15 protein-coding genes are annotated in these 13,023 nt (G+C 45.5%); 2 read left to right on the top strand and 13 right to left on the bottom strand.

Going from position 1 to position 13,023, the window contains the following annotated elements:
* Window positions 1-47 precede the first annotated feature (47 nt).
* The 3 genes from MST20_RS15675 to MST20_RS15665 form a co-directional block, all read right to left on the bottom strand.
* Complete coding sequence (locus MST20_RS15675; RefSeq protein ID WP_243943296.1) at window positions 48-689, bottom strand: FusB/FusC family EF-G-binding protein; 642 nt, start codon at window positions 687-689, stop codon at window positions 48-50.
* A 211-nt stretch (window positions 690-900) separates the two neighbouring features.
* Window positions 901-1,239: a YolD-like family protein gene (locus MST20_RS15670; RefSeq protein ID WP_243943295.1), complete on the bottom strand. Its 339-nt coding sequence runs from the start codon at window positions 1,237-1,239 to the stop codon at window positions 901-903.
* Window positions 1,240-1,254: 15 nt separating this feature from the next.
* Window positions 1,255-2,517, bottom strand: coding sequence for a Y-family DNA polymerase (locus MST20_RS15665; RefSeq protein WP_243943293.1), 1,263 nt, complete (start codon window positions 2,515-2,517; stop codon window positions 1,255-1,257).
* 274 nt (window positions 2,518-2,791) lie between these two features.
* On the opposite strand from MST20_RS15665, the gene MST20_RS15660 reads away from it, so the two are divergent.
* Together MST20_RS15660 and MST20_RS15655 are read left to right on the top strand one after the other, a co-directional pair.
* Window positions 2,792-3,004, top strand: coding sequence for a YqzH family protein (locus MST20_RS15660; protein WP_003183240.1), 213 nt, complete (start codon window positions 2,792-2,794; stop codon window positions 3,002-3,004).
* Window positions 3,005-3,131: 127 nt separating this feature from the next.
* Entirely contained in the window at window positions 3,132-4,370 is a 1,239-nt protein-coding gene (locus tag MST20_RS15655; protein WP_243943291.1) for an MDR family MFS transporter, read from the top strand.
* 51 nt (window positions 4,371-4,421) lie between these two features.
* On the opposite strand, the gene MST20_RS15650 is transcribed toward MST20_RS15655, so the two are convergent.
* From MST20_RS15650 to MST20_RS15605, 10 genes are all read right to left on the bottom strand, one after another.
* Window positions 4,422-4,805, bottom strand: coding sequence for a VOC family protein (locus MST20_RS15650; protein WP_243943289.1), 384 nt, complete (start codon window positions 4,803-4,805; stop codon window positions 4,422-4,424).
* Window positions 4,806-4,819: 14 nt separating this feature from the next.
* Window positions 4,820-5,779: a type I pantothenate kinase gene (gene coaA, locus MST20_RS15645; RefSeq protein ID WP_243943287.1), complete on the bottom strand. Its 960-nt coding sequence runs from the start codon at window positions 5,777-5,779 to the stop codon at window positions 4,820-4,822.
* A 246-nt stretch (window positions 5,780-6,025) separates the two neighbouring features.
* Window positions 6,026-6,991, bottom strand: a complete 966-nt coding sequence (locus tag MST20_RS15640; protein WP_243943285.1) for an ABC transporter permease — start codon at window positions 6,989-6,991, stop codon at window positions 6,026-6,028.
* Complete coding sequence (locus MST20_RS15635) at window positions 6,969-7,631, bottom strand: ATP-binding cassette domain-containing protein (RefSeq protein ID WP_243943283.1); 663 nt, start codon at window positions 7,629-7,631, stop codon at window positions 6,969-6,971. Before MST20_RS15635 ends, MST20_RS15640 begins: the two co-directional genes overlap by 23 nt.
* A gap of 115 nt (window positions 7,632-7,746) precedes the next feature.
* On the bottom strand, window positions 7,747-8,289 hold the full coding sequence (locus tag MST20_RS15630) for a hypothetical protein (RefSeq protein ID WP_243943282.1): 543 nt from the start codon (window positions 8,287-8,289) through the stop codon (window positions 7,747-7,749).
* Between the two features lie 443 nt (window positions 8,290-8,732).
* The gene (gene bcrC / locus MST20_RS15625) at window positions 8,733-9,344 is read right to left on the bottom strand and encodes a bacitracin resistance undecaprenyl-diphosphatase BcrC (protein ID WP_243943280.1); all 612 of its coding nucleotides are present in this window, start codon (window positions 9,342-9,344) and stop codon (window positions 8,733-8,735) included.
* 120 nt (window positions 9,345-9,464) lie between these two features.
* A complete protein-coding gene (locus MST20_RS15620; RefSeq protein ID WP_020452073.1) occupies window positions 9,465-10,199 on the bottom strand; it encodes an ABC transporter permease in 735 nt (244 codons plus the stop codon).
* On the bottom strand, window positions 10,192-11,112 hold the full coding sequence (gene bcrA / locus MST20_RS15615) for a bacitracin resistance ABC transporter ATP-binding subunit BcrA (RefSeq protein ID WP_243943278.1): 921 nt from the start codon (window positions 11,110-11,112) through the stop codon (window positions 10,192-10,194). The genes MST20_RS15620 and bcrA overlap by 8 nt, the downstream gene beginning before the upstream one ends.
* Window positions 11,113-11,191: 79 nt before the next feature.
* Complete coding sequence (locus MST20_RS15610; RefSeq protein ID WP_243943277.1) at window positions 11,192-12,226, bottom strand: sensor histidine kinase; 1,035 nt, start codon at window positions 12,224-12,226, stop codon at window positions 11,192-11,194.
* Window positions 12,213-12,929: a response regulator transcription factor gene (locus MST20_RS15605; RefSeq protein ID WP_020452076.1), complete on the bottom strand. Its 717-nt coding sequence runs from the start codon at window positions 12,927-12,929 to the stop codon at window positions 12,213-12,215. The genes MST20_RS15610 and MST20_RS15605 overlap by 14 nt, the downstream gene beginning before the upstream one ends.
* Window positions 12,930-13,023: the final 94 nt, after the last annotated feature.

The raw sequence follows: 13,023 nt of genomic DNA, 5'->3' as shown, positions 1-13,023 counted from the left end.
CCAAATCATAAAACACCCCGGCTAAAGCTTAGCCGGGGTGTTCACGTTTATTCTTTCGTTAATTGTGCGACGAATTGGTTCAGATGATCCAGCGTCATCACATTTTGATTGCATGTTTCACTGTCACAGCAAATATAATTGCCTCTGTCCGTATAGGTTTCTTTCCCACTTTTCACCCGGGCCATGAACAGTCCGATCTCTTCGGTCCTGTTGCATATCGCACAGATTCCTTTTTTATTGCTGGATTTGATCGTGCCGTGTATTCCGGTCAGCTTTCCGCCGACATCCACAATCATGTACTTCCTGCCTGATCCTGCATCATTCCATCCCAGGTAGGAATATCCGCTGAAATCCATCTGCTCAAAATCGGGCGTCTTTAACTTTTTCACTTTAGAGAACAGCTTTTTAGCCGTTTTTACCGTTACACGCTGAAATGGAATGACATGAAGCTTTAATTCGGCTAAAAAGCGCATCGCTTCACCGCTGTCTTCCACTTCTGCCATCTTCTGCAGCAAAGACTTTTGATCGCTGCTGAGATCAGAAAAGAGGTTGAACACTTGATCGAGCGCATTGCACTTCAAAGCGTCAAGTACGTTTTCGTCATTGATGTTCGCATGTCCCTGGACAAGGCTGTCCGTTTGAAACTTAATAAAATTATATTGGTCATTTCTGATAAAAGGTGTCTTCATTTCTGCCAGCTCCTTATTTATGGATCTATATTTAAAAATAAGGTGCAAAGCCGGATGATCAGAAATGATACCTTGCTTTTTTTAGGCGATTTGTTTATAACCCCGCCTCATGCAAAGTATCGCCTTTCAAGATAACAGGCTTTGCATGAGACGCTGCAGTCGGCAAATGAATGTCATTTACCATTTTATCCACCTCCGAATACTGATTCTATTATAAACGACAATCGTATTCAATCTCAATGATATCCTCCATCTTTAAAATGCATATTTCATCCGCTCGGCTTACGATCCGCAGCTCCCTTTTCAGGGCGTCGGCATAGTGAATCCGGCCGGCGAGCGTTTTCACTTCCCCCTGCCGATAATAGGCAAATTGCAAAACGCTGTTTTCTGCCATCGCTTCACAAATGATTTCATTGAATTCTTCATATTTTTGTTCATCCAGGATCGGTTTTTTGAGTTTTTGAAAGCTTTCATGATATTCCCTGAGCAATTCCACGTGCTCAGGCAGCATCATGGAAACCCATTTGATACTGCCTCTGTCGCGAAGCATAAATGATTCTCCTTTCTATGCCTGATGGCCTCCGACCAATTTTGACCGCAGCCGGGCCGTCCCGGCGTTTGTATAGGAAACGGCCCGCAAAAGCGCTGTTGATCCGTACCGTTCTCTGATTCCGTCCATCACATACCCGAGCTGCCGCTTCTTTTCCTGATCGGGGCGAAAAAGATCAAGCTGCATATTGGTGTCATCTTGAATATTGGACAAAGAGACGGAAATTTTTCGAACCGTTTTGCCGGCATAAAACCGCTCGAACAGTGCCAGACATGTGTGGTAGAGATCAAGGGTGATATTTGAAGGGCTTTCCATTGTTTTTGAACGGTAAAACCCGCCGCCAAGCTCATCGCGGCTGTATTCGACGCCAAGACTGACGGTCCGGCCCGCCTGGCGGTGAGCGCGTGCCCTTTTAGCCACTTCTTCACACATTTCAAGAATGACATGCTTGACTTCCTCCGGATTCGGATAATCGCGAAGCAAAATCTGGCTTTTTCCATAGCTGACCTGTCCTTCCAGGATCGGCGCTCCGATCGCCGAAAGGTCGATGCCCCAGGCGTGATAATAGAGCTGGTTTCCCATCACCCCGAATGTTTTCTCAAGCCGCTTGAGATCATAGTGGGCCAGCTGGCCGACTGTAAAGATCCCCATCCGGTTTAACGTCTTTTCCAGCCTGGAGCCGATTCCCCACATGCGTCGCAGCGGAGACAGCGGCCACAGCTTCGTTTTCACGTCTTCGTAGCCCCAGATGGCCACCCCGTCTGCTGATTTTTTCGCTTCAAGGTCAAGGCACAGCTTTGCCATCAGCAGATTCGGTCCGATTCCGACAGCACAGGGAAGGCCAAACTCCCTTTCCATGTCATCTTGAATTTTCATCGCAATCGTTCGGGCGTCTCCCCACATGCTCTCAACACCGTCCACCTGAATAAAGCTTTCATCCACGCTGTACGTATGAATGGCATCAGGCGGCACATAGCGGCAGAACAACCGGGTGAGCTCTGTAGAAACACGGACAAACAACCCCATCTTCGGATTGACCAGCTTGATGCGCGGATCATCCGGCAGCTGATAAAGCCTTGTTCCCGTTTGAACGCCGAACTCTCTTTTCAGAGCCGGAGAAGCAGCGAGAACGATGCTCCCCTGCCGCTCCGTGTTTCCGACAACCGCCAGCAGGCAAGTCATCGGATCAAGTCCGAACAGGACTGCGGCACAGCTTGCATAAAAGCTCCGCATATCAACGCACAAAACCGAACGCGACGGATATTGACCGTAATCCATCTCTCTCCCTCCAAAAAGAACTGATGTTCGCACAATTAGTGTATGAATACTATACTCCGAATATACGTTCGATTTCCAGGCGTAATTTTATCCAAAGAAAATCCTGGCTGAAAGCAATAAAAAACACCTTCTTTGGAAAGAAGGTGACATGGCGGATCATTCCAGTTCGGAATGCTGCCGCATTCGGTTTAATGGCTCAAATTGAAAGCTCCCTTGAGAACATCGTTTTTTCCTAGTAAGATAAAAGAAAAAGCGCTCCTAAAGGAGAAGACAAATGGATGAGAAACTGATTGAAAAAATGCTCGGACAGGCGCTGAAGCAGTACGGGCGCAATGTTGCAACCGATCCGCTCAGCCCCGGCGAAAAAGAAATCCTGAAGCTGGCTTTGCAGGAAAGGCGGATCGAGGAACCGAATGAGGGGCTGCATGCCCATATCGAGGATGTCATCTATGATTACGTCACAAATCAAGGCTTGTTCTCATCATAAATCGATTTTTCCTTTCGGCTTCCTTTATGCAGAAAGCCTTTGATCATCCAGCATATAGAAATTCCTCTATTCACCGCCATCTGTTTCATGTATGATAAACAAATAAAAACGTAACGGAGAATTTATCATGAAACAAAAATGGCAGAACATCCACCCGCTCAGCTGGACCATTATTGTCGGAACCATTTTCGGACGTATGGGCACAGCCATGAGCATCCCTTTTTTAGCAATTTATTTGACACAAGTGAAAGGCGCCTCTTCAGGCTTTGCCGGCGCCGTTATTGCAGCGAGCTCTCTGATCGGAATTGCGGCAAGCTTTTACGGCGGGTACTTGTCAGACCGGTTCGGCCGGAAAACCATCATGCTCGTTTCGATTTTCGGCTGGACGTTCGTGTTCGCCGGTTTTGCACTCGCCGATCATGTCTGGACATTCTTTGTCATGAATGCCTTAAACGGATTATGCCGCGCCTTGTTTGAACCGACTTCAAGAGCGCTGCTTTCAGACGTATCCAAACCCGAAACGCGCCTTTTCGTCTTTAATCTCCGCTATACCGCGATCAACCTCGGCGTCGTCTTCGGTCCGCTTTTAGGACTGTACCTCGGATCTTCGAAAACGACGCTGCCGTTTTTCATTGCAGCTTTCATTTATTTTATTTATGCGGCGGTGCTGGTCATTCAATTTAAACACCACACCGTACCGGCAACTGAGCGGAATAAGCGTATAAAAGTGCGGGACGCGCTGGAGGTGACAAAAACAGACCGGGTATTTACGATTACACTAATCGGTTCGATTCTTTGTTTATTCGGGTATTCCCACTTCACATCGACGCTCGCACAATACATGGCGGCCAGCCCGTTCATCGAAGACGGGACGAAAGTGTTCGGCATGATGCTGACGCTGAATGCCTTGGCCGTGCTTGCCGTACAGTACCCGATCGTACATATCGCCAAACGGTTTTCACCAATTTTATCGCTGATTGCCGGAAATGTGCTGATTAGCGGAAGCCTGTTCAGCCTCTCGTTTTTCCACGATCTATGGTCCATCGTCTTGATCATTATCGTGTTTACGATCGGGGAAGTGCTTCTCTTTTCGATGATGGATTTACTGGTCGATCGGATTGCCCGGCCTGAGCTGAAAGGCACCTACTTCGGGGCTATGGGCTTCACCCAGCTGGGAAGCGTGGTCGGCCCTTGGGCGGGGGGAATGCTGCTGGACGCCTTTGGAGCGGAAAAGCCGTTTTTCACTTTTGCAATCCTGTCTGCTGTCACCATTTGCGGCGTTCCTTTCCTGGTGGCAGCCTTCCGGAAGCTCAAAATAGATGATGCAAAAGTCAAATTAAGTTCGAAAAAAACGATGGAGCATTAATTGAAAACGGGCCGGCCCGGTCAAAGGCCGGCCTTCCGGCGGACGCCCGTCTCAAGGCGCCGCAAGTTCGACTTTGATGCGGTCGGGATCTTCGGTATACAAGGCATAATGCCCGCTTCCGCCGGCAAACGGATGTCTGTCTTCATATAAAATGCGGCATCCCCGCTCCCTCAGTTTCATTGTCATTTCGTCGACCTGTTCTTTGGATGCCGCGTAAAAAGCAAGATGGTTTAAGCCGACGCGGCACCTGTGATAACCCGCTTTGACAAACTGCTCTTTCGCCTGCACAAGCACGAGATAGGCGCCGTTTGCTTTCCAGCTGATCCCGTCTTCCCATTGTTGAAAAACCTCATAGCCGAGCTCGCCGAGAAACCAGCCCCAAAAGCGCTTCGACGCTTCCAACTCTGAAACATACAGTTCAATATGATGGATCATGCAAGCCTCCTCTTCTATACCCGTCTGACGAGAATCTCTTCCACCTTGTGGCCTTCACCTTTTCTCAAGATTAAATCAGACCGGAATTTTGTAGGCAGAATGTTCTCATACAAATTCGGACGGTTGACGGTCTCCCATATTGACTTTGCCATATGGTCCGCTTCTTCGTCCGCAAGGTCTTTGAATTTATGGAAATAAGAACTCGGATCTTGAAAAGCCGTCTCTCTGAGCATGCGAAAGCGTTCAAGATACCATTTGATAATGAGGTCTTCTTCGGCATCCACATAAATCGAGAAGTCAAAAAAATCGGAAACGAAAACCCGCGGTTTTGTCCGGTCGTCTTCGATCGTCGGTGTCTGCAGCACATTGACGCCTTCGATGATGACGATATCCGCTTGTTCAACCGTTTCGTAAACCCCTTCCAATCTGTCGTACGTTAAATGGGAGTAAACGGGTGCGCGAACGATTTCCTTGCCGGATTTTAAATCGTTTAAAAACTCAAGCAATGCTTTGACATCATAGCTTTCCGGAAACCCCTTCCGCGACATCATCTGTTTTTCTGTCAGCACCGCATTGGGGTAAAGAAAACCGTCGGTTGTGATCAGACTGACTTTCAGCCGTTCCTGCAAACGGGAGAGCACAGTCTGAATGATGCGGGCCGTCGTGCTTTTTCCAACCGCGACGCTTCCGGCAATCCCGATGATGAACGGAATTTTGGCCGCGTGCGGATGGTTCAAAAAACCGTTCACCCGGGTGTTCCGTTCATATTGAGTTGTCCGGTGTAAATAAAGCAGCCTCGCCAGCGGAACATAAACGGTTTCGACTTCTTCCAAAGACAGATAGTCATTTAAACCTTCAAGCCTTTTTACTTCCTCTTCGGTCATTTCTACCGTCATATGCCCGCCGAGATTTGCCCAGGCATCGCGGGTATGACTCGTATATAACGTGTGCAAATTCAAATCCTGATTCGCCATTGTTCTCACCTGCCCTCTGTTCAAAAGCTGTTTACTAAAAAGTTCATGAATTCCTGAGACCGCTTTACTATTATATAGAATTTTTCGAATATTTACGAGGAACAAGGTTTCAATCAAAAAAACCGCCTTATCCAGAGACGGCAGATTCTGTTGTTCCAACTGTTTGACACTCGACTGCCAAACCTGAGCCAACGGGCATCAGTCGCTTGCAAAAGAAAAAAGAGCGCAAGTGCCTGCGCTCTTTTTTCAAACGACATATTTGCTTTGCCTGTGCGCCATATAATAAGTAACCGCAGACAGCAAGCCGACGGATGCGGCTAAAATGATGACGACCGGAATCATGTCCACCTTCACCGGTGTAAACAGTTTAAAGCCGCCGCTGAAACTGAAAACCGCATGCCCGAGATTAGACAGCAGGTTTTTCAAATCGAACCTGCCCAAAGCAGGGATAAGCAGGCTGTAAACGATATAAAGCAAAGCAGGCGTAATAAAGCTTCTGAAGAGGACGCCCAAATAAAATCCGATCGTCGAAAAAATGAAGCTGACCGCCAGAACGACAACGAGCTGAAGCGGGATATTGCTTTTTGAAACAGCGGGTATTGTGAACTCGCCGACCGGTATGGCCCTTGAAGCCAGGGAATAAAAGACGAGGCTTGACACATATGCCGTACATACAACGGCGATCACGGCGGCAGCCATCACCATGTAAACCGAACACTGTTTGGCCAACAGAACGGATTTCCAATCATGGCTGACAGCTTTCACTTTCACCGTCTTGAACCTGATGTCGTAAGAGGAGATATAGATGGCATACAGCGTAAAAGCCAAGGGAAAAATGATGAAGCCCATCAGCTCAAGCGTCATGATAACCGACTGCTTGGGCTCCAGATGATGGAGAGACAAGACGAAATTCTCATAGTCAAACCTTAAAATATTTTCGACGATCTCTCCGTCGCCACCCTCGCTTTTCAGCTCCCCTTCCTTCACCTTGACGGGCGACGCCAGCGCCTGCTTAATATCGATGCCTAGTTCTTTATATTCGTCTTCAGTCTTTTTAAACTGCTGATAGCTGTCAATTGTATTTTTATAATGAACATATATGTATCCGGATGAAATGAATAATAGAGGAAGCAATAAAATGATGAGCATTTTAGAATATGATTGAAATGCAAGCTCTTTTTTGAAAATATTATAAATATTCTTTATAGACATCGCCCAATTCTGCTCCATTCGTTTTAAAATTGTCTATATGGATAGCTGAACCGTCTTTCAACACATATAATTGATCGACGATTGAAGAATAAAACTCAAACTGATGGCCGGCGGCAACAATCGTCATCGTGCTCGACCAGTCATTGATCAGCTTCTGAAGCTCCATCATGGACCGGTAGTCAAGCCCGTTTGATATCTCATCCAAAAACAAGTATGACGGTTTGTTTAATGCAGCGATCATTAAAGCCAGCTTTTTCTTTTGTCCGTATGAATAGGTCTTAACCTTTTTTTTCAGCAGCGCCCGGCCGAGGAACTTTTGCGATAATTGTTCTAGCTCTTCTTTGCCGGCAGGTTTATTGATCAACAGTTTAATATTTTGATAGCCGCTCAGATGATCGTAAAACGGGGAATCGTCATAGATGACGTGCACTTTGCTCCTGACGGCTTCAAGCGGCTCGCCGTCGTACAGAATGCCGCCTTCGAAATGTTCCAGCTTGAGCAGGCATTTCAGGAGCGTCGTTTTCCCGGCGCCGTTTTCCCCCATCAAGAAGGTGACTTTGTTTTTTTCGATATTCATGTTGAGACGGTTGAATACCGTTTTGTTTCCATAAGATTTCGTCAGGTCATCGATTTTGATCAATTTAAAAAACCCTTTCTTGCATCAGGATGGTGTTGCAACATTCTCCATTATACAACGCTGCCATTAATTTCAAAATAGTCTTTTAGCAGCGTTGTATGAAATGGCTTACGGCAAATTAATCATTTCCGTATTTTCCTTTTTTATTGACCCACCTTCTGTCTGTAAAGGTTGAGCTGGCGAATTCAACATCTCCCCACGGTGTAACGGTACCGAAGCTCAGCGTTTTTTTCGCTCTCCATTTGTGAAGCCCTGAAGACTTGTAATACCTTTTAATCCCCTTTGCCCTCACGACATTTGGAAAGACGTAGCCGACATCCTGCGATCCGCTGCTTTTCGATATTTTTTTGCCGTTGTAGTACCAGTCGATATAATCTTTCGACCAGGCGAGGAAGCTTCCCCTTTTAATTGTGAGCCTTTTTCCTGCATATGCCGTCACACCGCTTTGGACAGATGCCTGTTCAGGAAGTGATTGCACGTATTCTGTCTTGGCTTCAAGCAGTTCCTTTTGCTTACTTGTCAGCTGCCCGTCCTCAGCAGCCGCAGCGAATGAGGATGGAACCAGGAGCGCCGCAGACAAAGAAAAACCTAAAATCGCTTTTTTCATTTCGTTTCCCTCCGTATTTTTGATCATATTCGTATGTACGTCTTCAGCTGCCATCCATAAGCTACTGCCGCATCCAAAACAATTTGAGGTCCGAGTTCTCTCATTTTAATGGATGAAAAAATAGATTTCTAGAAGAATGGACCATTTTATCATTACCTATTGGAAATTATCACCTCCTGTGTATTTGATATTATACCATATTTTTACTTGTATTCAATTACTATTATTTGGAATTTTTGTCATTGACAGCTCGCACCTTTTATAATGAGAATGAAAAAAGGAGGAAGAAGAGGAACCTATACTACCTGGAATGCGATTCAACAGCTGAAAATTCCTACTCGTAAAAAACAAAGCACTCGACAGACCGTCTTCCTTCATGGTTCCGGTCATATACTCTTACTGCCCGGAACCGCCTTCGATTTGGAGGATGAGGAAGCCGAGCGTTTATTTGTGAGTGCACATAGCAAAGGCTGCCTAATCCAAGGCAGCCTCATCCTTTAAAAGTTCTTCGATTTATCGTTCGATTTGCTTTTGGAAGGAACAATCCGCTGTTCCACCTTTTCATAAAGGGACAGCATTTGATGAATAAATGACAGCTTCGGTGCTGTCCAGAATACAAACAGAGCTGACAACACGCCAAGAAGGGCTCCCGCCGCAACGTCGAGCGGATAGTGAACGCCCGACCAAATGCGGGAAATTCCCACGGCAAACGCAAGTACAAGCCACAGCCAGCCCGTCTTTTTGTGAAACAGGAAGATTAAAAAACCAATTGAAAAAAACAAAATCGTATGGTCGCTCGGAAACGAATTGTCAATTTCATGCTCTATCAGCTTGTTGACATTCGGAAGCGTTGCAAACGGTTGATAATTGGAATGCAGAGAGCCCATGATTTTCCCGAGAATTTCGGCAATCACAAATGCGATGACTGCATAAATGACCATCAATCTGTTTTTTGTCGTCCGGGTCAGCCAATAAACGACAAGACCCAAGGCGAGGAAGTACATCATATATTCGGCTAGAAAGTAAACGACCGGATTCAGCATCGAATACTCTTTTCCCAAATCATTAATGAAACGAAAAGCATCAATATTTAATTCTGAAAAAGACATGTTTCGATCTCCTTTTTTATACTTTTATTCTAAATATATCCATTTAAATTGTGCAAAAAAGCCTTATCGGAATGAGGAATGTGCAAACATGTGTCGCACATTCCCTTGAACTCCTTTGCATCAATGAATATCGATTTTTTTAAAGTAAACGATTGTCGCGGCTAATCCAAGAACGGTTGTGGCGGCAACACTAATAAAAGAATATTCGGGCGGATATTCCGGAAAGAACGTACCCGAAGCGATCACCCATACCGCCGACCAAGGGAATAAAGCGCTGTATTCCGTGCCGTATACCATAATGCTGACCATTGATATAATGATCGTAAAGATAATGGTGGGCACGTAGTTTTTAAACAGCAGTGTCACAAATATAATCGGACTGACCAGGAAGAAAAGAAGTGCCCCGCCTATCATAAATTGTTTAAACCCTTCTATTAAAACCGCCGAACTGAGCCCTTCAAACTGACCGATCAGCCCGAACAGCAGCGTCAGCACCCAGGCGATCAACGTCAGCATCATGATCCAAATGAGGAGCAGAACCAATTTGCTGACAATCAGGCTGATTCTTGAAACAGGAATCGTCAATAGATTCTTTAGCGTGCTTTCAGCGTATTCCCGATTGAATAAATATGATGTAATCACGCCATACAACGGGACTCCGATCAAAAGCACAATATACAGGTTGGTATCGGAAAAGGTCTCGCTGAAGCGAATCGGTACATCAGGGTACTTGGCTTTTTTAGCCAAAGACGATATAAAACAGATGAAAGGGGCTGCCGCCGCTCCCAAGATGCTGACCAGAAACATCTGTGAACGTTTCAGCTTCAGCAATTCGGTATATAGCAAATTAGCCAATCGTCCCGCCCCCTATCAACTTCACGAAGTAGTCTTCAAGACTGTCTTCGCTCATCGTAATCTTCAATACATCTATTCCGTTTTCGACAAACAATTTATTGAGCTTTCCCTGCTGGCCCAAATGGGAGTATACCCGGATGATCCCGTCCTGGAGAACTTCGTAGTCATGAATATCAAAATGCTGTTCCATCAGAACGACCGCTTTATTTTGATCGGATAATTGAAATTCCAGATATTTGCGGTTTCTTTTTTTAAGATGGTCAAACGGAATTTCTTCAAGCAGTTTTCCTTCATGAATGATCCCGACATGATCGACGAGCTGTTCGATTTCAGACAAAATGTGGCTTGATATAAAGATGGTGATGTTTCTTTCTTTGGCGAGAGAATGAATGAGTCTTCTCATTTCTTTGATCCCGATCGGGTCCAAACCGTTTGTCGGCTCGTCCAGTATCAACAGCTCCGGATAGTGAAGCAAGGCTCTTGCAATTCCCAGCCTTTGTTTCATGCCCAAGGAAAACTTGCCGACGAGCTTTTTCGTTTCATGCTGCAGGCCCACGATCTCCAATACTTCATCGATCGCATTTTTTTTATGGATACCTATGATTTTTGCATTGATCAGCAGGTTTTCCCTCGCCGTCAAGTTCGCGTAAAAGCCGGGCACTTCCACAATAGATCCGATTCTTCTTAAAATTTCTTTTTTATTCTTGAAAAAGTTTTCTCCGAAAATTTCTATCTGCCCACTGGTCGGTTTGATCAGACCCAGCAGCATTCTGATCGTCGTCGTCTTGCCGGCGCCGTTCCGTCCCAAAAAGCCGTATATATCTCCTTGTTTTACATTGATATTGAGATGGTTTACAGATTTTTGCGGCCCGTACATTTTCGTGAGATCCGTCGTTTTAATAATTGTGCTCAAAGTTGATCCACTCTCTTTCACTAGCCTAATAACTACATCATAAACAGAAGGATTTAACTTCTTCTTAACCAATTCTTAATTAATTCTTAAATGATTGAAGATGGTTTTGTTTAGGCAGCGAAAAACCAAACGTCGTTTTTTTCCATGGGACGCTCTGTGCCCATATGCGTCCGCGGTTTTTTTCGATGAGCGATTTGGCGATGGCAAGCCCCAGACCGCTCCCGTCATCAAGGCTTCTCGACCGGTCTCTGCGGTACATTCTATCAAACACGTTTTCAATCTCGTTTTCCGGAATTCCCGGACCTTGATCCCAGATGAGAAGCTGATATTCATGCTCTGATTCTGTCAGTTCGATTCCAAGTACTTTTCCCGCTTTTCCATAATGAATGCCGTTTCTCACGATGTTTTCGATCACGCGGATCAAGCTGAGCCGATCTGCGATAACAAAGCATTTCTTTTCCGGAATCTGCACATTCAAATCAATGTCATGTTTTTTCAGTTCCGGCAAAAAGTCAATCAGCGTTTCCCTAGCGACTTCGGCAAGGTCAAAAAACTCTGTTTTCAACTGGACTTCATTCGCGTCCAATTTCGCCATGTTGAATATTTCATCGATCAATTGCTTGAGGCTGTTGGATTTTTTAGAAAGGATATTGAGATATTCCTGTTTCTCTTCTTCTGAAGACGCGACCCCGTCTTTTAATGCATCAACATAGCCAATAATTGATGTGAGCGGCGTTCGGATATCGTGGGAAATATTAGACAGCAGCCGTTTTCTGGCCGCTTCCGATTTTGCGGCGTTGATTTGAACTTTTTCAAGCTGCTCTATCAATTCGTTAATGGAAAAAATGATTTCATTATACGGCTGACCGCCTTTCGCCAGCAATCTTCTTCTTAAATTTCCATCCGCCACGCGCTTCAGCTCGGTTTCAATCAGCTTTAAGCGATCAATGAAGCGAAGCCTCATCGTAAACAGCAGCGCGGTAACGGCAAACAGAAAAATAAACAGCATTGTGCTGAAAACCCCAAGGGAAGCCGTTTTCATATAGATGAACAAAAGTGCTGCAATCGCCGCACATTGCAGAATGAGAAGCAGCAGCTTTTTATCGGTCAGCATCTTTCTCACCTACAAACTTATAGCCGATTCCCCAAACGGTTTGAATAAATTGTGGATCGGAAGGGTCCGGCTCTATTTTTTTTCTCAGCCTTCTGATATGCACCATGACCGTATTATCATCTTCTATGTATTGGTCGCTCCATGCGTTTCGAAACAGCTGCGTTTTCGTAAATACCTGCCCCGGATTTGAGGCGAAAAACTTCAGCAGTTCAAACTCCTTCGCCGTCAGGGAGATCTCCTGTCCGCCTGCGGTGACCGTATATGTTTTCAAATCGATGGTCAATCCTTTAAATTGAATCAGCGATTGTTCATCGGAGCGGCTTTCGCTGCCGAGGACCAAAAAGCGCCTCAGCATGGCTTTGATCCGCGCAAGCACTTCGTTCACGCTGAAGGGCTTTGTTATATAATCGTCGGCACCGATGGACAGTCCTAAAATTTTATCGCCTTCAAGGTCTTTGGCGGTCAGCATCAGGATCGGAACATTCGTATGATTCCTCATTCTTCTGCAAACCTCGATGCCGTCGATTTTCGGCATCATCACATCCAATATCACGAGGTGGTAATGGTTTTGTTCAAACAGCCTTAACGCATCTTCTCCGTCAACTGCCACGTCAACCTCATAACACTCTCTTTTTAAATAGGTTTTCAATAAATCTCTGATTTCTTTTTCATCATCCGCTATGAGCACTCGAATGGCTTCCATTTGGTTCACCCGCTTTTATTTTGTCTTGATAGATGTTCACACCGCAGCACCCGCTGCTGCTTGTTTTTTGAAATATTTCCTCTCTTTTCTTTGC

The organism is Bacillus sp. B19-2 (assembly GCF_022832475.1).
Taxonomy (GTDB): domain Bacteria; phylum Bacillota; class Bacilli; order Bacillales; family Bacillaceae; genus Bacillus; species Bacillus paralicheniformis.
This window is presented reverse-complemented; position numbering and strand designations above follow the sequence as displayed.

What these genes read in the sequence shown, in the direction of transcription:
- MST20_RS15675 (WP_243943296.1), bottom strand. Translation starts at nt 689, where the DNA reads ATGAAGACACCTTTTATCAGAAATGACCAATATAATTTTATTAAGTTT.
- MST20_RS15670 (WP_243943295.1), bottom strand. Translation starts at nt 1,239, where the DNA reads ATGCTTCGCGACAGAGGCAGTATCAAATGGGTTTCCATGATGCTGCCT.
- MST20_RS15665 (WP_243943293.1), bottom strand. Translation starts at nt 2,517, where the DNA reads ATGGATTACGGTCAATATCCGTCGCGTTCGGTTTTGTGCGTTGATATG.
- MST20_RS15660 (WP_003183240.1), top strand. Translation starts at nt 2,792, where the DNA reads ATGGATGAGAAACTGATTGAAAAAATGCTCGGACAGGCGCTGAAGCAG.
- MST20_RS15655 (WP_243943291.1), top strand. Translation starts at nt 3,132, where the DNA reads ATGAAACAAAAATGGCAGAACATCCACCCGCTCAGCTGGACCATTATT.
- MST20_RS15650 (WP_243943289.1), bottom strand. Translation starts at nt 4,805, where the DNA reads ATGATCCATCATATTGAACTGTATGTTTCAGAGTTGGAAGCGTCGAAG.
- coaA (WP_243943287.1), bottom strand. Translation starts at nt 5,779, where the DNA reads ATGGCGAATCAGGATTTGAATTTGCACACGTTATATACGAGTCATACC.
- MST20_RS15640 (WP_243943285.1), bottom strand. Translation starts at nt 6,991, where the DNA reads ATGTCTATAAAGAATATTTATAATATTTTCAAAAAAGAGCTTGCATTT.
- MST20_RS15630 (WP_243943282.1), bottom strand. Translation starts at nt 8,289, where the DNA reads ATGGCAGCTGAAGACGTACATACGAATATGATCAAAAATACGGAGGGA.
- bcrC (WP_243943280.1), bottom strand. Translation starts at nt 9,344, where the DNA reads ATGTCTTTTTCAGAATTAAATATTGATGCTTTTCGTTTCATTAATGAT.
- MST20_RS15610 (WP_243943277.1), bottom strand. Translation starts at nt 12,226, where the DNA reads ATGCTGACCGATAAAAAGCTGCTGCTTCTCATTCTGCAATGTGCGGCG.
- MST20_RS15605 (WP_020452076.1), bottom strand. Translation starts at nt 12,929, where the DNA reads ATGGAAGCCATTCGAGTGCTCATAGCGGATGATGAAAAAGAAATCAGA.